Annotated in this window: 23 protein-coding genes and 2 riboswitches; of the genes, 7 read left to right on the forward strand and 16 right to left on the reverse strand. The window is 34.2% G+C overall.

The features are described 5' to 3' along the window. Window positions 1-84 precede the first annotated feature (84 nt). Both BN3107_RS10840 and BN3107_RS10845 read left to right on the forward strand, forming a co-directional pair. Window positions 85-660, forward strand: coding sequence for a histidine phosphatase family protein (locus BN3107_RS10840; protein ID WP_058307638.1), 576 nt, complete (start codon window positions 85-87; stop codon window positions 658-660). A 109-nt stretch (window positions 661-769) separates the two neighbouring features. Continuing rightward, window positions 770-1,009, forward strand: a complete 240-nt coding sequence (locus BN3107_RS10845; RefSeq protein ID WP_058307639.1) for an indolepyruvate ferredoxin oxidoreductase subunit alpha — start codon at window positions 770-772, stop codon at window positions 1,007-1,009. A 33-nt stretch (window positions 1,010-1,042) separates the two neighbouring features. On the opposite strand, the gene BN3107_RS10850 is transcribed toward BN3107_RS10845, so the two are convergent. Continuing rightward, the gene (locus BN3107_RS10850) at window positions 1,043-1,318 is read right to left on the reverse strand and encodes an acylphosphatase (RefSeq protein ID WP_058307640.1); all 276 of its coding nucleotides are present in this window, start codon (window positions 1,316-1,318) and stop codon (window positions 1,043-1,045) included. Window positions 1,319-1,471: 153 nt separating this feature from the next. Here BN3107_RS10850 and BN3107_RS10855 point away from each other — a divergent pair, with 153 nt between their 5' ends. Further along, window positions 1,472-2,968: an FAD-dependent oxidoreductase gene (locus tag BN3107_RS10855; protein WP_058307641.1), complete on the forward strand. Its 1,497-nt coding sequence runs from the start codon at window positions 1,472-1,474 to the stop codon at window positions 2,966-2,968. 342 nt (window positions 2,969-3,310) lie between these two features. On the opposite strand, the gene BN3107_RS10860 is transcribed toward BN3107_RS10855, so the two are convergent. The 5 genes from BN3107_RS10860 to BN3107_RS10880 all read right to left on the reverse strand — a co-directional run bounded on the left by BN3107_RS10860 (window position 3,311) and on the right by BN3107_RS10880 (window position 6,974). Then, window positions 3,311-3,871 carry a DUF4256 domain-containing protein gene (locus BN3107_RS10860; RefSeq protein WP_058307642.1) on the reverse strand — a complete coding sequence of 187 codons (561 nt, stop codon included), beginning with the start codon at window positions 3,869-3,871 and terminating at the stop codon, window positions 3,311-3,313. 151 nt (window positions 3,872-4,022) lie between these two features. Next, window positions 4,023-4,943: a hypothetical protein gene (locus BN3107_RS10865; RefSeq protein WP_058307643.1), complete on the reverse strand. Its 921-nt coding sequence runs from the start codon at window positions 4,941-4,943 to the stop codon at window positions 4,023-4,025. Further along, window positions 4,940-6,016, reverse strand: coding sequence for a hypothetical protein (locus BN3107_RS10870; protein ID WP_058307644.1), 1,077 nt, complete (start codon window positions 6,014-6,016; stop codon window positions 4,940-4,942). The genes BN3107_RS10865 and BN3107_RS10870 overlap by 4 nt, the downstream gene beginning before the upstream one ends. Further along, entirely contained in the window at window positions 6,013-6,435 is a 423-nt protein-coding gene (locus BN3107_RS10875) for a hypothetical protein (RefSeq protein WP_058307645.1), read from the reverse strand. Before BN3107_RS10875 ends, BN3107_RS10870 begins: the two co-directional genes overlap by 4 nt. Further along, window positions 6,435-6,974, reverse strand: a complete 540-nt coding sequence (locus BN3107_RS10880; protein WP_077065095.1) for an RNA polymerase sigma factor — start codon at window positions 6,972-6,974, stop codon at window positions 6,435-6,437. Before BN3107_RS10880 ends, BN3107_RS10875 begins: the two co-directional genes overlap by 1 nt. A gap of 158 nt (window positions 6,975-7,132) precedes the next feature. Here BN3107_RS10880 and BN3107_RS10885 point away from each other — a divergent pair, with 158 nt between their 5' ends. Together BN3107_RS10885 and BN3107_RS10890 are read left to right on the forward strand one after the other, a co-directional pair. Further along, window positions 7,133-7,477 carry a hypothetical protein gene (locus BN3107_RS10885; protein ID WP_058307647.1) on the forward strand — a complete coding sequence of 115 codons (345 nt, stop codon included), beginning with the start codon at window positions 7,133-7,135 and terminating at the stop codon, window positions 7,475-7,477. A gap of 91 nt (window positions 7,478-7,568) precedes the next feature. Then, window positions 7,569-8,693, forward strand: coding sequence for a CAP domain-containing protein (locus BN3107_RS10890; protein ID WP_058307648.1), 1,125 nt, complete (start codon window positions 7,569-7,571; stop codon window positions 8,691-8,693). 31 nt (window positions 8,694-8,724) lie between these two features. On the opposite strand, the gene BN3107_RS10895 is transcribed toward BN3107_RS10890, so the two are convergent. The 7 genes from BN3107_RS10895 to BN3107_RS10925 all read right to left on the reverse strand — a co-directional run bounded on the left by BN3107_RS10895 (window position 8,725) and on the right by BN3107_RS10925 (window position 16,610). Next, entirely contained in the window at window positions 8,725-9,045 is a 321-nt protein-coding gene (locus tag BN3107_RS10895; protein WP_058307649.1) for a DUF2680 domain-containing protein, read from the reverse strand. Between the two features lie 74 nt (window positions 9,046-9,119). Then, entirely contained in the window at window positions 9,120-9,851 is a 732-nt protein-coding gene (locus BN3107_RS10900; RefSeq protein ID WP_058307650.1) for a YkgJ family cysteine cluster protein, read from the reverse strand. 93 nt (window positions 9,852-9,944) lie between these two features. Then, entirely contained in the window at window positions 9,945-10,739 is a 795-nt protein-coding gene (locus tag BN3107_RS10905) for an energy-coupling factor transporter transmembrane component T family protein (RefSeq protein WP_058307651.1), read from the reverse strand. Next, entirely contained in the window at window positions 10,729-12,174 is a 1,446-nt protein-coding gene (locus BN3107_RS10910; protein ID WP_058307652.1) for an ABC transporter ATP-binding protein, read from the reverse strand. The genes BN3107_RS10905 and BN3107_RS10910 overlap by 11 nt, the downstream gene beginning before the upstream one ends. Before the next feature lie 4 nt (window positions 12,175-12,178). Continuing rightward, window positions 12,179-12,769 (reverse strand): ECF transporter S component, encoded by a 591-nt coding sequence (locus BN3107_RS10915; protein ID WP_058307653.1) that lies wholly within the window; start codon window positions 12,767-12,769, stop codon window positions 12,179-12,181. After that, window positions 12,769-13,452 carry a thiaminase II gene (tenA, locus tag BN3107_RS10920; RefSeq protein ID WP_058307654.1) on the reverse strand — a complete coding sequence of 228 codons (684 nt, stop codon included), beginning with the start codon at window positions 13,450-13,452 and terminating at the stop codon, window positions 12,769-12,771. The genes BN3107_RS10915 and tenA overlap by 1 nt, the downstream gene beginning before the upstream one ends. Before the next feature lie 78 nt (window positions 13,453-13,530). Next, window positions 13,531-13,637, reverse strand: a riboswitch (TPP riboswitch). 48 nt (window positions 13,638-13,685) lie between these two features. Continuing rightward, window positions 13,686-16,610: an EAL domain-containing protein gene (locus BN3107_RS10925; RefSeq protein ID WP_058307655.1), complete on the reverse strand. Its 2,925-nt coding sequence runs from the start codon at window positions 16,608-16,610 to the stop codon at window positions 13,686-13,688. Window positions 16,611-16,798: 188 nt separating this feature from the next. After that, a riboswitch (Lysine riboswitch) is annotated at window positions 16,799-16,981 on the forward strand. 137 nt (window positions 16,982-17,118) lie between these two features. On the opposite strand from BN3107_RS10925, the gene dapA reads away from it, so the two are divergent. Further along, the gene (gene dapA / locus BN3107_RS10930) at window positions 17,119-18,009 is read left to right on the forward strand and encodes a 4-hydroxy-tetrahydrodipicolinate synthase (protein ID WP_058307656.1); all 891 of its coding nucleotides are present in this window, start codon (window positions 17,119-17,121) and stop codon (window positions 18,007-18,009) included. 55 nt (window positions 18,010-18,064) lie between these two features. Here the strand turns inward: dapA and BN3107_RS10935 are convergent, their stop codons facing one another. After that, window positions 18,065-19,216 (reverse strand): M20 family metallopeptidase, encoded by a 1,152-nt coding sequence (locus BN3107_RS10935; RefSeq protein WP_058307657.1) that lies wholly within the window; start codon window positions 19,214-19,216, stop codon window positions 18,065-18,067. A gap of 106 nt (window positions 19,217-19,322) precedes the next feature. Here BN3107_RS10935 and BN3107_RS10940 point away from each other — a divergent pair, with 106 nt between their 5' ends. Next, complete coding sequence (locus tag BN3107_RS10940) at window positions 19,323-19,766, forward strand: YaiI/YqxD family protein (protein ID WP_058307658.1); 444 nt, start codon at window positions 19,323-19,325, stop codon at window positions 19,764-19,766. On the opposite strand, the gene BN3107_RS20015 is transcribed toward BN3107_RS10940, so the two are convergent. Together BN3107_RS20015 and BN3107_RS10945 are read right to left on the reverse strand one after the other, a co-directional pair. Further along, window positions 19,763-19,912 carry a hypothetical protein gene (locus BN3107_RS20015; protein WP_187371022.1) on the reverse strand — a complete coding sequence of 50 codons (150 nt, stop codon included), beginning with the start codon at window positions 19,910-19,912 and terminating at the stop codon, window positions 19,763-19,765. The genes BN3107_RS10940 and BN3107_RS20015 overlap by 4 nt on opposite strands. Beyond that, the gene (locus tag BN3107_RS10945; protein ID WP_058307659.1) at window positions 19,912-20,712 is read right to left on the reverse strand and encodes an alpha/beta hydrolase; all 801 of its coding nucleotides are present in this window, start codon (window positions 20,710-20,712) and stop codon (window positions 19,912-19,914) included. The genes BN3107_RS20015 and BN3107_RS10945 overlap by 1 nt, the downstream gene beginning before the upstream one ends. Between the last annotated feature and the right edge of the window lie 70 nt (window positions 20,713-20,782).

Below are 20,782 nucleotides of genomic sequence, written 5' to 3' on the forward strand. Positions count from 1 at the left end.
CAGCTAATTGTTGGGAATAAATAGATAATAGACTTATTCTTATACTACGAAACTTTTCAAAGATTCTCCATAGGAGCTGATAAAATGAAAAGAATTCTTATGATCCGTCATTGCCATGCAGTAGGTCAACATAGTGATTCACCTTTAACAAAAAAAGGGAATCAACAGGCTTATGAATTAGCAAGAAAATTAGAACACCTTAGTTTTCCAATACATCGTATTATTACTAGTCCATATTTACGTGCGCAAGAGAGTATTAAACCTTTTGCAGCTCGTCAAAATATAACGATTGAAACAGATGAACGACTTAAGGAACGCTTATTAAGTGAACAACCTATCGATGACTGGATCGATATTTTAGAAGAGTCTTTTCAAAATTTCCATTTTAAATTACCTGGTGGAGAGTCTTCGAGTGATGCCTATACTCGATCAGAGGCATTATTAAAAGAATGTATGGAAGACGAAGAAAATGAGAATATTATCATCGTAACACATGGTAATCTACTTGCATTAATGCTGCAAAAATTCAATGTTGATTTTGGTTTTCATGAGTGGAAGACCCTTACTAATCCTGATGTATTTCTTATCCAACGAATTGGTGGAGAATATATAACAGAACGGATCTGGGAAGAACATCAAACAAATGACATTAAATATTAGTTGCAATCTCTATGAAATAAGCTATAATGGTATTCGAACTTTCTAAATTATGATAGAATGACTATGTATAGAGATACATAACGATGAATCGTTAAAGGAGGGGATCGTCTTGGCATTTGTAATTACATCGCCTTGTGAAGAAGAAAAAGCAGGAGAATGCGTAGAAGTATGTCCTGTAGATTGTATAGAGGAAGGGAAAGATATGTTTTATATCGATCCAGATATATGTATTGATTGTGGAGCATGTGAAGCAGTTTGTCCTGTTGAAGCAATCTACATGGAAGATGAAGTTCCGGAGAATGAACATGAATATATTTCATTAAACCGTAAATTTTTCGAGGATAAATAAGATTAAAAAAACCGCTATCAGCTAGCGGTTTTTTTAATACACTATTTCGAATTTTTGATAATCATGATCTTCTTCACATTCTGTAACTTCGATATTTTTTACCTTAGCAAAAAACGAAGGGCCTTTCTTCACTTTTTTTATGAAATGATCTACCTTTTTATCTTCTCCGACCGCATCTACCTCAACTGCTCCATCATTAAGATTTCTTACCCAGCCAACTATATCATTTTCAACAGCAGCTTGTTGAGTAAAAGAACGAAAACCTACACCTTGAACTCTACCTGAAACAACTAGATGTATACGTCTCATAACATCACCTCTTAGAGAAATACTATCATTCTTTCCATTTTAATTCAAAGAGTAGAAAAATTTCATAATCCATTCTTCTTGGGTAAAGCTAATACAAAATGCTCACAGTGTATACATCCGTAAAAAAACTCATATAAAAGAAAGGATATGAACATGCATAAAACAATATGGCAAGACAATTATAGCCTTAAGCCATTTACAGCATTAAATGAAAGTGTATCAACTGAGGTAACCATTGTTGGGGGAGGTATGACAGGCATCCTTGCTGCATATCTTTTAAGCGAAAAAGGAGTCAATGTAGTCTTATTGGAGAGAAATCGCTTAGCACAAAGTACCACAGGACATACTACAGCTAAAGTTACGGCGCAGCATAGTGTAATTTATCATGAATTAATTGAGCACATCGGTTTAGAAAATACTCAACTATATTATCAAAGCCAGTTGGATGCAATAAATCTAATCAAAACAATCGTTGACGATTATAAAATTGATTGCGATTTTGAACATCAACAAGCAATTTTATACACTAATGAGAGTAAAAATGAAAAGAAGTTATTACATGAAGCAGAAGCTTATCAAAAGTTAAAAATAAGTGGTCAATTACAAGATGAACTACCGTTTTCAATTCCTGTAAAACAAGGATTAACGATGAATGATCAAGCGCAATTTCATCCATTAGCATTTTTGAAAGTGATCGTGAATCATCTGGTCAAAAAAGGTGTGAAAATTTATGAAAACACCACTGCAGTTGATATTGATGTACAAGAAAAAACAATTGTTCGAACTGCTCAAGAATACAATATTATATCAGAAAAAGTGATTGTTGCTACTCAATTTCCTTTTTATGAAGCTCAAGCATTTTATAGTACGAGAATGTATCCTTCAAGATCATATTGTTTAGCCTTTACTTCTGAGGATACTTATCCAGGAGGAATGTACTTAGATATAGATCAACCAAAGCATTCCTTACGATATGTAAAACACAACGGTGAAAACATCTGGATATTAGGCGGCGAATCACATAAAACAGGCCAATATCGTAAAGAAGACGATGATCCATATCGTGACTTAGAGAAATACGCTAACAAACATTTTCCTGTTCAAGAATGGAAATATAAGTGGTCGGCACAAGATTTCACAACCTTAGATAAAGTGCCATATATTGGCGTTTTAAACAAGAAACACCCTAATGTTTATGTAGCAACTGGTTATCGAAAATGGGGAATGACAAATAGCGCGGTCGCCGCACAATTATTGACAGATGTAATCTTAGATTCGAATAATCCATATAAAGAAATATATCAACCACGGAGATTTCATGCAGATCCGGATGTAAAAAAGTTTGTTAGTTACAATACAAATGTAGCAAAAGAATTTGCGAAAGGAAAAGTAACGAACACAAAATACGAACAAATCGAACAAAATAAAGCAACGAAAACAAAAATAGATGGACAGACAGTTGGCTTATATAAAGATAACAATAATCAAATACACGCTGTAGATACCACATGTACACATTTGGGATGTGAATGTAACTGGAATCAAGCAGAACTAAGTTGGGATTGTCCATGTCATGGATCAAGATTTTCATATGATGGGAAAGTAATTGAAGGTCCAGCAACGAAAGATTTAAGCCAAATTGATCTTTAAAAAATAATTTTGTCTCAATATCTTAAGTATACTTTACATTTGAGATATTGAGATGAATCCATTCTTAACTTCCGATAATATGTATTATGTAAACTAGTAAATTTTTTTAACATTTAGAATTACTTACTTATTATTATATGATTCAAAACCCATTTCCTCTTTTGCTTTTACCTTTAAAGGTTCTCTTATTTCACCTAAACCTACATTGATGATGTTTTCGAAGTTTGATTATTCCAACCAGATGTTAAGCATCAATATAAAAAGCCTTCAATACCATGAAAAAATCTTATTGATTCTTATTGATATAGAAGGCTTTTTTATCTTTTATTTTCTATATAAAACTTATACTCTTAATGATCCACGGAAACCTCTTGCAGCATAATAGGAATCTGCTCCATTGTGGTACATGAATACCGTGTCATAGCGGCGATCACAAAAGATGGCACCACCTAATTTTCTAATATTATCAGGGGTTTTCACCCAACTTGATGTTTTTCTGTCAAAGTTATCGAGAGTTTGCAGCTTGCGGTATTGTTCTTCCGTTAATAGTTCAATTCCCATGTCATTTACCATATCAATAGCACTAGTTGCTGGTTTATGTTTTTTTCTCGATTCTAGAGCGTCACGATCGTAACAAACACTTCTACGCCCTTTAGGACTTTCCGCTGCACAATCATAAAATATGTACTCATCATGCTTCTGATCATGTTCCACTACATCAGGTTCACCACCAGTCCGTTCCATTTCACTGAGCGACCAAAGCTTAACCGGGTTGTTTTCAATTTTTGCTTGAACATTAGCCCAATCAACATCTTCATGTCGATGCATGTTTTTTTCAAAACGGTCTTTCAATACGTCTATTAATTCATCACGTTGTTCTGGAGATAATTCTTTATTTTTCATTGTCTTCCCTCCAATTTTATTTAATCAAATAGTTAAATGGAATATAATGTTCTATTATAACATGATAAAAAGCGTTTTTCCTTATCACAAATAGAGTTATCATATAATTTAGTTTACATAATAAAATTATAGTTAATTATAATCTAATAGTCTATTGGATAGAAATTTCTTTTATATTATAGACATGTCCGAAAATTAGTGAATGCTCCCCATCGCCATAAGTCTTTGTCACACTAAAATTTCCTTCATTATTCAAATCGTTTCTGGAAGGATTGTCTAATGATTCCTGCTTCCAATTACTCACTTCTAGCTCGTTCGATTGATCTGTTGAGGCCGACACACTTACATTTGCTTCCGTTAATTCACTGAATGTTGCAGATTCTGCAGCATTCACATACCAGTTTGCCTTAAGTTTATTCAAGTCAACATTCACCTCACTAATAAAAGAACGGACCTCTACTTCGATATCACCTGGTATTGAGATGGTTAAATCATAATCCGTATACATATTGCCAATTCCATGTTGAGTCCGAGGTTGTAAGGAGCGAATATATAAAACATCTTCAACTTGATTGATTGTGACTGCTTCATCCATAGATATTTCATCTTCAATATTAGAGCGGAAGCTGCCAAAAATACTAACTTGATCTCCATTATTTGCTTCTACTGCAAGGTCTCCGTGCTTGCTATCGATAACAATTTTTTCGATCGTGTGATCAATTGGCTCCACTATTGTTGGTATAGAGACTTCTACCTCCTCAGCGTTCACTACATACTGAATCTGAGTTAATAATCCAGTAGAAGATAACAGATAAGCCCCTGTGGAAACAATTCCAATAAAAAAGATCATAAATATGGATAAAATATCATATTTCACAAGCGGCTGTTCTTTTTTAGAAAAAACTAAATAGATTACTATTTCAGCACCTAATATAATGAGTAAACACGGAAGCCATGATTGGAACAGCGTAACGGCATCCCAACTTTTATTGAAAGTGGTCATTATAAGAATAATGCCTAAGCCAATTAACGTAATTCCCATCGATATAGAACCTACACGCCATTGTCTCATTCAAAATCCTCCTTTTTATTTTTTTTCGAACCGATAATCAATTTGAAACCACCACCAATTAACAATAAGGAAACGATAGTTACTTGAAAATATTGGTGATAATAATGCCAAATATCAAAGTTAAACAACTCTCTAACCGTATTTGCCATAGTTGGTAATAAGACCGCATCAAATAAATAAAAGAAACCTAGTACCAAAAGCCCGATTCCGATCCATTTTTGTTGATTTACTAAGTACTTTATAACAGGTACATCGTCGACAATTTCATACTCTATTTTGTTAGCCAGTTGGAGAGCATCAAAAAAACTAAAAAACCATATAATTGGTATTAAAAACAAGAAAATCGATAGGTTTAATACATCTAAAATATAGATCGATAGTAAAAATGCCACCATTAATTGCAGTCCACGCTTTTGCAAGCCTAAGTACATATGTCCGGCTCCCGGGAATATTGATAAAGCGGTTGCTAACATTTTACTTTTCGTACCTTCTTCTCTAAAGTTATCAAAATCATCCATGATTGTTTTATCTTCTAACTTATTTCCTTTTTGTTTTTTATTTAATAGTTGTATTGCATCAAACATACTATAGACCCAAATAATTGGTAGTGCTAATAAGAAGATTAAAAATACGGCACTCGTTATAAAACTGACGAAAAAAACCATCGTAATGATCCCGAAGAAAACAGTTAATATTGTTAATCCTCTATGTGTTAAGCCGAGATAAAAGTGGCCGACACCTGGAATTAGCGATAATAAAATCGTTGAGAAGCGTTCATTTTGCTTTAGATTTTCATCACTTGTATCTTCTTGTTTAAGATCAGATTGCTTATGGGAACGTGTAATTAATGTAAGGACAATGTCAAACATGTTAATTAACCAAATTAAAGCTGCTATTGCAAAAAAGAATAAAAATACATAGTCGCTATACACATAGACACCTGTTACTAATGCTAAACCGACTATACCAATAAAGAAAATTGGGTAAAGCACCCCACGAATCTTAAAACCAAGATATATATGGCCAAGACCAGGGAAAAAAGCTAAGATAAAGGCTAATATAGGTGATTTCATTGATTAACTTCCCCCTTAATATGATCTAATAATTGATTTGCTTGTTGCAATGCTTGTTCTGTTATCGATAATTTGTTTTCTAATGGATGGTCCGTTGATACATCTAAAACCCCTTGAAAAATCCCCGTTAACATTAGTACAACTGTTAATCCCGCAGCTAAAAAGTAATGAGCTATTGCCTTTTTTGGACTGAATTGGCGAGGATTGCTTTTTGGAAGTTGCTTATTAGCTTTTGTTACTACTTGGTTTGTAAAGTCTTCTGATAAAATAGTTGATATCGATTGATTTTCCAATAATTCAAAGTAAGCATCCATACATCTTTCACATTCATATAAATGATTTTCTATGATTTCTTGTTGGTCTACATCTAATTCCCTGCTAACATACTTCTTCAAGCAACTTTTCTTAACATGATTCATTAAAAATCCTCCTCCTTCCAATGTTGTTTCATCCAGTTTCTAGCTCGATATAAGCGCATTTTAACAGTAGATTCCTCTAACATTAACTTTTCAGCAATTTGCTTATAACTATAGTCTTTTAAATAGTAGTAATGAACGACTAATCGTAATTTTTCCGGTATTTGTTCGAGTGAATTTCGAACACGCAAGTTTTTTTCCTTTTCCAAAACTTCCTTTTCAACATGATTTCCAGCACTCCATTGATAGTCCTGATCAAAGGCGTCGAGATCTTCTTGCTGGCGTTGTCTCTTTCTTTTAAAGTCGATTGCTTTGTGAAGGGCAATTCGACTAATCCATGTCTTGAACCCTTGTGATTGATAGGTAGAGAGTGCATCGATCATCTTTATAAATGTTTCTTGCGCCAGATCTTCTGCATCTTTTTCATTATGTACAACACTTAATGTTACTTTAAATACATGATGTTTATATCTTTCAATCAAGATTCTCAATGCTTGCTTATTTCCTGCTTGTATCTTTTTGATTAACAGCTCATCATGAATAGCACTCTCCCCCCTTTCATTTTACTCCCACTTCTATAGACGATTAAAAATGAAGAACTACTACACATTTGCTTTAAAAATTTTATTTATTTCTAATTATAAGACTTTCACAGATTGAATATGTCACCATACACTATCAATAGTAAAGGAGTGATCAAATGTACTATCATCGATATTATCCTTATATTCCTATGAATTACTACCGATTATATCCAGAGATTGATACAGCATTGTTTGAACAATCTATACAACAATCACAAAAAATCGCTAATGATTGTCTCATCATGTTGAATGCATTTTCCAACAAGGATTTCGCTTATCAAGTTATGTCGGCTGCGCAAAATGGTAATCAACCAGAAGTTGATCGTCTCTTGGATTCTATTAAAGTCGACTCCTCCATCTCATCCACATACACACCTAGTGGAATATCGATTAAACTTCATACAAATGTTCAAAATACACCTTGTTGTTTATTTACGATCTTTTTAAAATGGGGCGAATAGCTAAACTAAATGCATTTCTAGCTTTTAGATTATAAAATAGCTGAATCATGTTATACTGTAGTAATAGGAAGATGACGTCAGGAGTGAGGAATTGCCTAGAATAAGAAATATTCTTTTACTATTAATAATTGTTGGATTTATTTGGTTTCGTTATGGTGATGATTATCAACAAGCAGGGATTGATAATGTCTGGCAAGAGATGAAAAGCGATTTTGAAACTATCAAAGAAAGCCCTATTGTTACAAGTGCCCTTAGCAATATCCAATATCAAATCGAACGTTTATATAATATGATTACTGACAATCAAACTGAGTTATCCACCCCACCAAAGGTTGAATCACCAAAATTAAATCAACCTGAAAAACAAACATTTTCTATTCATAATGTAGAAATAATGGATGCAAAAGCTGAAGTGGAAGATTTACTTGGAGAGGCCAAGCGCACTACAATGAATGAATACGGTGTTGAATGGCATACATACCATGAACATTATCAAAATTTCATAATGGTTGCTTATAATTCTGATAATCAAGTGGCCGGTTTATATACCAACCAGGATTTGATAAGTTCATCGATCGATATTGGTTTAGGAAGTACGAAGAATGAAGTGACTACTCAATTAGACGAACCGCTCGATTCTATTCAAAAAGGTTTTGTGAAATACCGAATTAATGATGACAGTGAACAAGATACTTATTTAATCGACGATAATTATGTAACCATCTTCTATGATATTCATCAAAACGGTACGGTAGCTGCAGTTCAAATCATAACAAAACAATTAGAAAATCAGAAAGAAGATTATTTTGCTAAAGCAAATAGTCACTTAGCGGAAGGTTTGGAATATCAATTATTTGATTTAACAAATGCTGCGCGATCTAAGTTTGAACAGCCATTGTTAGAATGGCATGAAGAATCGCAAAACACAGCTAAAAATCATAGTCAGGATATGGCGGAACAAAATTATTTCGCTCATACTAATTTGGAAGGTCAGTCCCCGTTTGATCGACTAGAAGAGGATAATGTCTCGTTTCGTATGGCTGGAGAGAATTTAGCAGCCGGACAATCAAGTAGTATTTTTGCCCACCAAGGATTGATGAATTCGAAAGGGCATCGTGAAAACATCTTAAAAAACGAATTTCGCTTAATGTCAGTCGGTGTTGCATTTAATGAAGACGACCAACCATTCTATACAGAAACATATCTCACAAAATAATGCTTACTAAAAAAAGTAAGCATTATTTTAATTATTCACTTAATTCGTCATTCTTTTTGTGATGCTTACGATTCCACTTTGGAATAAACTTGTTCTCTTCTAATGTTTGATATTTTCCTTCTAAGTGTTCAATTATTTTTTCTCCTTTTTCTTTAGAGAAAACACCATACTCTACATATTTAGAGATAATCGATATTTCGTTTTCGAGTGCTTGTTGTTGCAAGTTTTTCATTTCTTCTATCTGTACGTCAGTTAGTGTTACCTCATCACTTTTTTCGGCATGAACGGTATTAAGGACTCCCATAGACAACATTAGTGTGATGCCTATAATCCATAATTTTTTGAAACGCATGAAATCACTCTCCTTTTATGATTAATATGTGTTGTATTTCTAGCACTATACACTAAAAGAGAGTGATTTTATGTTTAAGAATGGAGTTGCACATCCTTCATCCAATTTATTAGTAGATCCTCACGATACAAATCATCTGGATAGGTCACCATACCAGTATCCTCTTCTTCATATAAATATTGCAAAAATTCATTGAGTGCTCCCATATATTCTTGATAGAAGAATTCATAACTAATTGTTTCTTTAGGCATCAGATTATCTTCGCAAACTTTAGGAGTAATATAGTTTACATATGTTCTACAAGGTATCGGTCTAATTTCATAAGCCAAACACTTATTTTCCTTCGTATCTAACATAACACAAGGTAACATTTTCTTTTTATAGCTATATTTAAAATCATCATCCACTTCATCAATGGCATCGATTTGTTGTAACTCACTTTTATACGTTTGATAGTAGTCATTAAAATGTTGCTGTAATGCTTGTTTACGCTCTTTGGGAAACTGTTCCATAGCCGCTTTCATTATTTTAGCTTCCATTTCATTAATAACAATCGGAAAATAACAGCAAAAAGCACATCCCATTTGACAGGTTGGCTGTAAATCTACCATTTCTTCCATTTCCGTGATTTCATTGCTAACCACTTGTAACAGTTGCTGATAACTAGCCATTAACTTTTGATCTGTCGACAAATTTGTGTTTGCTAAATTTTCAATTACCGAATAGAACTTTTCTTCTTCTATTTGATATTTCTCATTTAATTGCTGACATTTATCGATGACTTCCTGATAATCCATAAAACCCATTCTAAAATCCCCTATTTTTAAAAATTAAATTTGCATGTCCGCTTTCACGTATTTTCTATTATAGCAAAAAAGCCACCACTTGAGTGGCAGCTTTTAATTCAATCTGACATTATCGATTGGAAATATCGGATAGAGAGTGCTTAACCAGAAAGAAAAAGCAGTAATAGCTGTGATCAAAACAATAAAATAAAGATCTTTACGCGAATAGGACACTTGGTAATAATACGTTCTTTCATTAGAAAATTGCTTTGCTTCCATTGCGATCGCAGTACGATGAGCTCTACGTATACTCTGGGCCAGTAAAGGAATGGAAAAACGTTGGATTCGTTGATAGAAACCTTTTACTCCTCTATTGTAAGTAACACCTCTCACCTTTAAAGCATTACGTAAGTTTTGAAATTCACTCACCATAATCGGTAAAAGGTTGATTGCGGCCATAAATGCATACGCATATTTTGGTTTTAATCTGAGACTTTGCATCGAGGAATAGAATAATAATACGGGTCTGGTTGTTAATGCAAAAAGTAAGCCCAATAAACCAAAGAGAATACCTCTAAAACCTAAATGAAGACCCCTGTAAAAACTCTCTTCTGTGATATGAATCAATCCGAATTGATACCATGTCGTATGGCCATCTCCAAAAAACATCATGGATGTAGCAGAGGAAACAAATATAATCAAAAAAGGTATCGACAATATGCTAATCAATTTCAAGGAATGACCTGTCGCTGCAATGTATATGAATCCAAAACCTATTAACATATATAACAAAACATTTGGATTATGGATAAACAATATCGCAATAAACAGTACAAGCAATATCATAAACTTCAAAACCGGGTGAAGTAGATGTAGCCAGGTTTGCTGATAGTTTAATTCAAAGTGCATGACTGCTTACACCTACCTTTTTAGATAGAAACAGATCATGATGCTTTTCTTCTACTAATTCACCTTGTTCTATTTTCCATTCCTTAGTAGCAAAATGATCGACAATTTGTTGATCATGTGTAACCATCACTATGGTAATACCTTTTTGTTTCAGTTCTTCTAAACAATCTAACATCATAAAGGTATTGATAGCATCTTGTCCAAAGGTTGGTTCATCTAAAATAATAATATCCTCAACCATAATCGTCGCTGTTGCCACACTAAGTCTGCGTTTTTGTCCAATCGATAACTGATATGGATGATGATCATTTACTTGTTCCAAACGATATCTCTTTAAATATTCTTTTATTTTCGCTTTTTTATCAGTATCTTTCGAGGTTAGAGAAAAAGCCAACTCCTGATAGACGCTATCTGTTACAAATTGCAATTCTGGATTTTGAAAAACAAATGCTATTTTTTGATAAATAGGAAGGTTTTGTTCAGCGAAAAAGTAATGTATCGATCCTTTTGTTTTGATTAATTGCATGATCATTTGAACTAAGGTGCTTTTTCCAGAACCATTAGGTCCGGTTATCGCAATCCAATCCCCTTTGTTTATGACAGCTTTATCTACACAGATCTTTCTGTTTTTATGATAATAACCACTAGCTTGATCTAATTTAATTAATGGATGAACTGCTCTGTCATTTCCTTTGTGTTGTGAAGTTCGGGAATCAAGATAATTGCTCCATGAAGATGGATGCCAAATACCAAATTGATCAAACATTTGCTCATGATGGTTAAACACATAAGATGGTGAACCATCTGCGACCAACTCACCTTGATCATTCAACATTATCACACGATCAACTATATCGCTGACAAACTCGATCTTATGTTCAATAATTACGATGGTTTGTTCACCTTGAATCGATTTGATTGAATCCCATACCTGTTTGGTTCCTTCAACATCTAATAAAGCAGTAGGTTCATCCAGAAATAATACATCTGGTTGCAATGCTAGTGCACAGGCAATAGCCAGTCGTTGTTTCATTCCTCCTGATAATTGATTGATCGGCGTATGGATATGTTCAAGCTGTAAATCCACACGTGTAAGTAAACGCTCAATCATTTCCTTCATCTCACTAGGAGGAACATGTCTATTTTCAAGAACAAACGCTATTTCTTCATCTACATATGGCATACAAAATTGCGATTCAGGATCTTGAAAAACAATCCCATATTTAGAAGCTACCTGTAATTTTTCAGCTTTTAGAGGAACTTCTATCACACTCGGTATTAAACCTGCCAGTATTTGTAGTAATGTTGATTTTCCTGATCCAGATGGGCCCACGATCAACACTTTTTGAGCATCTGGTATGGAAAAAGACAAATCTTTAAATAAGAAATTATCACTACCAGGAAATTTGACTCGAAGTTTCTCCATTTCTAACATGTGCTCACCCTGTTTCTTCTTCTAATGATTGATAGTCCTTGGAAGACAACGGACGAATTAATTTTGTTACACCCGTTTTTTCTAAAGCCTTCACAAGATAGAATGCAAATACACCTGTAATCATAATCGCACCAATCAAACGAGCCACAATTAATAAGGTTAAATTCCATAGTGCAAGTTGATCAATATAACCATAAAAAATGTCTAACACTAACGAACCAATGGTAGCACCAATTGCCGCAAAGCATACCGTTAACAAATGGTAGCTTCTATATTTAAAGATAGCAAAAACGACTTCACAACCAATACCTTGTACGAAACCGTAAAGTAATAAGGAGACCCCCCATTGACCACCAAACAAAAATTCCCCTTGAGCAGCTGCAAGTTCTGCAAGTAATGCAACACCAGGTTTTCGAATAATTAAAAAGGCAACTGTTGCTGCGATAAACCACATACCGTAAATTAACTGATCGATATGCAGGCCAAATACGGAGAGTAGATTATATAAAGGACCCCACACTTTATAAATCACACTAAATATTAAAGCAATCATGATCGTTACTAAAATATCTGTTCTTGTAAGTCCTTTTCTCATTATCCTCGCTCCTTTGTTACGAGAGCATGCCAATCTTCTTGTTGATAAGCCATTTCCCAGAACATTAATTCATAGTGGCTACTAATAAGGAAATGTTCTTTCATTCTATCTTTATCCTTGTCGTTCACTTGTTCTGCAATCTCATCTAATCGATTAATTTGTTCTTCTACAAGTAATTTAAACCACTCTTCTCCATATGCTTCTATCCATTTTTGATATACTGGATGTTTAGGTTGGCAATGCTTTAATTTTTCGCCAACTTCATAATAAACCCAATAACAAGGTAATATCGCTGCTATTACGTCTCCTAAGTGTCCTTGATATGCAGCACGATACATATGGGACGTATAAGCATATGCGGTTGGAGAAGGTTTAAAGTCACGTTTCTCTTCTTCCGTAATTCCGAGCATATCGGTAAATGTTCGATGTAAAGCTAGCTCCGCCTCATATGTTCCTTGTGCATGGGCTGCCATGCTTTTTGTTACTTCTAGTGTTTCAGCTTTTGCAGCACCTAAAGACTGAATACGAGCAAAATGTGACAGATAATACGAATCTTGCAGTACATAATACTTAAAATTTTCAATCGGCAAACTTCCATCTCCAATACCTTGAACAAATGGATGAGCTAAGCTAGCTTGCCAAATTGGATCTGCTTCTTGTCTAATTACTTTCGAAAACTTCATGAAAAATTCCTCCTAAAACGCAAAAAACCACTATCCATACGCAGACGTAAAGATAGTGGCTATACTCATAGACATAAGTATTACTTCTTGCCACTTCCCTACGCTGGTATAAACCAGATCAGGTTCTAAGGGTCTTAAAGTAATACTTTAATCTCAGTCTTTAAAAGACACCCCTAGTGGTTTCTCGCTTTATTATTTTATTCCCATTCATCATATCAAAATTTTCCAGTTTGTCAAGAATGATAAGGTGCAGGTCTGGCTAGATAAAAACCTTGTACAAAATCTACTTGTAAATCAGCCAGTAATCTTAATTGCTCTTCTGTTTCTACACCTTCAGCGACTACATCAATTTGAAGTATGTGTGATAGTTCAATAATTGCTTTAATGATTGCTAAATCTTTCTCGTTGGATGTAATATGTTGGATGAATGCTCTATCAATCTTCAGCGTCTGAATTGGCAAGTCTCGCAATAAAGAAAAAGAGGAATAACCTGTTCCAAAATCGTCAATTGCAATCTGAATGCCCATTTGGCCTAATTCCTCCAACACCTTCAGGGAATGCTCAGTATTTTTCAACATAGCCGTTTCTGTGATTTCCAGACACAATTTCTCTGGTATACAGTTATGATATGTTAGTATGTTTTTAGTCTGTGCTATGAAATCTGGATGATTTAATTGTTGGGAAGATATATTAATAAATATTTTTTGATTATCCTCAATCTGATTTGTATAACGACACGCTTCTTTCATGACCCAGACACCTATCTCACTAATAAGTCCTGTTTCTTCAGCGATAGGGATAAATACTCCTGGCATAACTTCACCATATTTTTCGGAATGCCAACGTAAAAGAATTTCTTTACCTGCTTGTTCCAATGTTTGTGAATAATATATTGGTTGAAATAGAATGGTTAGTTCTTCTTTACCAAGTGCATTTCTTAATTGATTTTCAAAATCAACCTTATCAAAGTTCTCTTCATTAATTTGAGCATTATATAGCTGGATACGATTTCTACCAGTAGTTTTTGCTTTATACATAGCAATATCTGCCTGTAAAATTAATTTTTCTGCTTCTACTGTTAAATCTGGAGCAATAGTAATACCGATACTAGCTGATACATCAAATTGAATATTCTCCTGATAAAAAGGCGCATTAATTACTTGTCTTAATCTTTCACTATAAGCTTTTATATCCTTTAGAGAAGTAACATAAGGCATAATGATAATAAACTCATCACCACCTAATCGACATATCATTTCATTTTTACTAGATATGTCCCTCACACGCTGCGATACAAGTTTCAATAACTGGTCACCTGCTTGATGACCGTATGTATCATTAACAAGCTTAAAACGATCTAAATCAAACATAATTAGTGCTAGTTTCTTATTTTGATCAGTAGAATTCTGAATAAACATTGGTAAATTCTCTTCTAAATAAAAGCGGTTATACGTTTGTGTTAAGGAATCCAAATAAATTAAACGTTTAATTCTTTCCTCTTGGTACTTCCGTTCAGAAATATCCATAATGGAACCTAATACTTTTACAATAGAGCCAAATACATTTCTCTCTGCTTTACCTGTTATGTACATCCAAATATAATGTCCTTCTCTATGTTTAAAGCGACACTCTACCTCAAATCGTTTTCCATTATTAATATGATCTTCATATTTACTTTGAAATTCTCTTCGATCCCTAGGGTGAATTAGTTTCAATAAACGAAAATAGGAAAAAGCACTATTTGATTTTTGAAAGCCTAATATACGATGAATTCCACCATTACTAGTTACAATCCCGCTATTTATATCCATTTCCCAGATTCCATCGTACATAATATCAGATATTAATTCCAATTTATTAGAATAATTCTGTAAATCTTCCACCATATTTGCACGCTTCAATGCTGCAGAAAAGAATGTAACTAACTGATAGGTCGTATTCAAAGGCGTTATCACCGTATTATCATCGTCTAAACCAACAAATAAAAAAGCTCCAATTTCTTTTTCATCTTGAATAATAGGAATCACAGTGACAGTATTTTCATTTTCCATAAATAACTGATCAAGTATAAAATACTTAGAAGGAAATTCAGTAAAGGTCATATTATCCATCACTACGCTTGGTTGTCTTGAATCATTAATATCAAAACGAATAACATTTAATTCTTCCTTAGCATTCGTTTTCAAACCAATAAGGCCTTTGTTATATGGAGTGAAGCGTAACCATTCCATTTTCATAATGTCGTGGTATTTATAAGATTGCATAATTTGTCCCAGATTATAATTTCGGGAGACCATATTCGTTAAATAATTAAATGTTCTAGAGGGATCTGCACCTTCCTCGTATGTGATAGGCATCATACAATTACAACTTTGTCTAACAATTAGTTCACCTTTTATTTGTGAATCTGAAAATGATAAAAACTCCTGGTGTGAATTATAATGGATTAATTTTTGTAAAGCGGCTTTACCAATCTTCTGTACAGGAAGTTGTACAGTTGTCAAAGGTGGAAGGGAATACTTTGATGCATAGCTATTATCAAATCCTACAACGGCTATATCATTTGGTACACTTATACCTTTATCCTTTAAAGCGTGAATGACCTTGTATGCAATAAAATCATTCACACAAATAAGTGCATCATGTTCTATTCCTTGTTCTGTTATACTTTTAACAACTTGTTCTGGTGTCTGATGGTATACATCATAATACCATCTTCCTTTCTTTAGCCCATAATGTTTTAAATATTCACTAATTGCATCGTATCGTTCTGTTGCATCATAAAAATGTCGATCTCCAATATAAGCTATTTTTTTATACTGATGTGATAACAAGTGCTCAAATAATTGCTTGATACTATCTTTGTTATTGACATGCACGTAATCAGTGCACCTCAATTTTGTATTAATCCCTATTACAGGATTCCCCAATTTAATCAATTGGTCTACATAGTTTTGATCAACTGCGTCCATGATTATAATCCAGCCATCTATAAAATCCTGACCATATATATGCTGGTAATATTCAGCTTTAGTACCCATAATAACCACTTTGATATTATTATTTTTTGCTTCATTTCGAATACTTTGTAGTATATTTCCAAAATAGTTTCCTTCTAATATTGGTGATAGTACTCCATATATTTGTTGAGTTGGCAATTGATTCACCTCTTTTTGTACCGAGAGCGTTTACAATATCAGTGCATAGTCTTATTTTACTATATACAAAACTGAAGGTCTAGTTGATTTTTCACAAATCTTCTGATCAACTTGCATTTACATTTTATATTTGTTAAAATAATCACACGTAAAACAATTTCATAATATTTTACTTCAATATTAATTGAAGTGAGAATAGAGGTGCAAAAACCATTAGTAAATAATCGGAGGACGATGTAGCCTGTGATGATTATTGAAAGGGGAATTTGCCGAAGTGATTTAGAATTACATTCTTCTCTATCACTGGTCCTACATTGAATAAATGTCGGGCTGTCATATAGTGCTACACTATATGGAGGGCTATCTCACGCATCGATACCATGTGAATCCAAGATGCAGCAATGAGACCCTCATTGTTGCATCTTTTTGTTTGCAATGGTGATGAGATACCCTCTATTCAAATGAAAGTTCGAATTGTTTTAAATCTTTGAATAGAGGTGGATATGACATGAATTTTGGTCGTGTATTAACAGCAATGGTAACTCCGTTTGATTCGAATGGAGAGATTGATTACGGAAAAACAGAAAGATTAATTCATCATTTATTACAAAATGGAACAGATGCATTAGTTGTGGCTGGAACTACTGGTGAGTCACCAACTTTATCAAAAGAAGAAAAAATTTCTTTATTAAAATTCGTGGTTAAAACTGTAAATCACAGAGTTCCCGTGATTGCTGGTACTGGTTCTAATAATACGAGAGAATCGATCGAACTTACCAAAAAAGCGGAAATGATTGGTGTTGATGCGATTATGCTTGTTGCACCATATTATAATAAACCATCACAAGAAGGGTTGTACCAACATTTCAAAGTAATTGCCGAAGCTACAACATTACCAGTGATGATCTATAATATCCCAGGTAGAACGAGCGTTAACATTGAACCAGCTACCATTATTGATTTATCTAAAATTGAAAATATCGTATCTGTAAAAGAAGCTAGTGGAAACTTAGATGCAATGGCAACGATCATTCGTGAGACAGACGATAATTTTTCACTATATTCAGGAGATGATAATTTAACACTACCGGCAGTGGCAATCGGTGCAAACGGAATTGTCTCGGTATCATCTCACATTGTTGGCAATGAAATGAATGACATGGTTTCTGCTTGTCAAAAAGGTGATATGCTTCGAGCTCAAGAACTACATCACTATTTATTGCCTAGTATGAAATCTATCTTTATGGCTCCAAGCCCTTCACCTGTCAAAGCAGCATTAGCGATGAATGGAATCGACGTAGGAAGTGTTCGATTACCATTAGTACCATTAAATGAACAGGAAATGAGCTTATTACGTCATGAACTACATTTTACCCAAGAGAACTATTATGCAGGATAGACTAAAAGCCGCAGATTAAGATAATCTGCGGCTTTTTGACATTTCAATAGTGGACCTATTCATTATTCACTTTTGCTAACTGATCTATCACATAAGCAAGCAGTACGGTTCTAGGTACAAACGAGTTTAATTCTAAATATTCACTTTCACGATGTGCCCGTCCTCCAATAGGTCCTAAGCCGTCAACCGTTGGTATACCAAGTGCAGATGTAAAAGAAGCATCCGACCCACCGCCTGTTTCGGTATCTTTAATAAAAATATCGAGTTCATCCCCTACTTTTTTAATAATACGCAACAGTTGTTCGGTTTGCTCTGTTTTTTCCATTGGCGGACGATTAATATCGCCTTCGATCTTTACTTTCGTTCCATCGACTTCCGTACTTTCAATGATTGATTTTATTTGCTCTTTAATTTCGACTACTTGTTCTTGTGTTCGAAAACGCACATCGATCTGAGCGGTGGCATGATCAGAAACCGTATTTACCGACGTTCCACCTTCTATCAAGCCTACATTAACATGAATACCTTCTTCCTCATCGGTAATCTCATAGAATTGAATAATTTTATGTGCTAATTCTTCGATTGCACTTCTCCCCTTCTCAGGTTCTATCCCTGAATGAGCAGCTTTACCAATCACTTCTAACGTGTAAAGCCCTTTACCCCTACGCGCTGAGACAATCGCTCCATTTTTACGAGCTGGTTCCATTACTAATGCATATTTTTTATCCGTTGCACGTTTCTCAATTAATTCTCTTGATGTTAACGAACCTATCTCTTCATCACTTGTTAATAAAATTTCTACTTGATAAACTGAATCTTTTTCACTATCTAACAATGCTCTTATCGCAAAATAAACAGACACAAGGCTTGCTTTCATATCAATTACACCAGGCCCATATGCACGATTTTCATCCGTTCGAAACGGTCTCTCTTTTACTGTACCTTTTTCAAATACGGTATCCATATGGGTCATAATTAAAATGGTTGGTTTTGTGTTGTCCTGTTTTTTCTTTTTTATTATTAAATGATTGCCAAATTCTTCTTGTTCTATTTCCTTAATCTCAAAATCAAGTTCTTGATATAACTTTTTCATCAGTTTACCTACTTGATCGACTCCTGCTTTATCATATGATCCACTATCGATATTCACTAATTTTTCAAGCAATTGCAGCATTTGATCCTGATGTTTTTCTATATATGTTTTCATAATGTAGTTTCCCTTACTTTCTTTATAGATTAACAAAATCATACTATAAATTGACTGTTTTTGCTATACTAACCGTAACTCTACTTTTAAAGAAGGAGATTTCCAGATGCACATTTTTGTAGACGCGGATGCTTGTCCGGTTGTAGATATTATTATCGCGGAAGCTAACGCCAAGGAGATTGAGGTAACATTAGTAAAAAGCTATAACCATTTTTCCATGAAAGAGCATCCAGCTCATGTTACGGTTAAGTATGTAGATGATGGCGCAGACTCAGCTGATTATCGCATTGTCCAAATGATTCAGAAAAATGACCTTCTAATCACTCAGGATTATGGATTAGCTTCTTTATGCTTGGAAAAAGGGTGCTTCTGCATGCATCATAAAGGCTTTCGTTATACAAAAGAAAAAATGGACCAAATGTTGCAGGAACGACATATAAATGCAAAAGCCAGAAAAGCTGGATACCGAACAAAAGGTCCAAAAAAATTTACGGAAGAGCAAAAAGAAAACTTCCGTATCAAATTACGAAAGTTTTTAATGAATAGTTAGTTTTCTTCATTATCCTGTGAAACAATCTCAGCAATTGTGCTTACTTGCCAGCGTTTTGCTGTTTCCTCGTTCACCTCGTAAATTTTACCTGCTCGTAATACTTCTTTGTTATACGTTGATTGAACTAGCATTTTTACTTTTGTCATTATTTTTTCGCTCCTTGGTGGATATATCCCTTAAGCCAATCAAGACAAGCATTCTTCCATTCTCTTGTGTTTGGATGTTCATCTGCAAGACCTAAGCCATGTCGGCCATCTTGATAAATATGTAATTCATAAGGAATGTCATGCGCTTGCAATGCTTCTGCATATTTCAAGCTATTAAATGCTGGTACTGCTTGATCATTTGCAGTCGTCCAAATAAATGCTGGTGGTGTATCTTTATGGACAATTTTTTCACAAGAGAATTGATCCATTAATTTTTGATCAGGATTTAAACCTAATAAATTTTGTTTGCTGCCTTGATGTGTATGGTCTTCCATTGTGATTACCGGGTAACATAAAATTTGAAAATCTGGTCTAGATGAATATTCATTAGGTAGATCATCAGGTACAGAGGTTTCCTTGAAATGATTACTAATAGTGGCTGCTAAATGACCTCCAGCTGAAAAACCAAGTACCCCTACCTTACTATCACAAGACAATCCCCATTCTCTTAAATTGGAGCGAATTAACTGAATAGCAAGTTGTCCTTGTTTAATAGTTATTTGGTTTTGTATCGGTGCTACTTGATACCTCAATACACAAGCATGGTAACCATTTTGATTGAGCCACTCGGCAACAGGTTCTCCCTCATGATAAGCACGATGCTGATAACCACCTCCAGGAATCACTAAAACTAAAGGGGCATCTGGCCGATTCTCTAAAACATAAGGTGTAATACTGGGACAATTTTGATGTAATGCATCCTCTTCCCAATTAACTTCTATTTTATCTAAAATATTCAACGGAACAAACCACCTTTATCTACCATTTTGTACTAGTATATCATAAGGGATCTGTAATTGTATCTAGTCA

The organism is Gracilibacillus massiliensis (assembly GCF_001458115.1).
Lineage (GTDB): Bacteria > Bacillota > Bacilli > Bacillales > Amphibacillaceae > Gracilibacillus > Gracilibacillus massiliensis.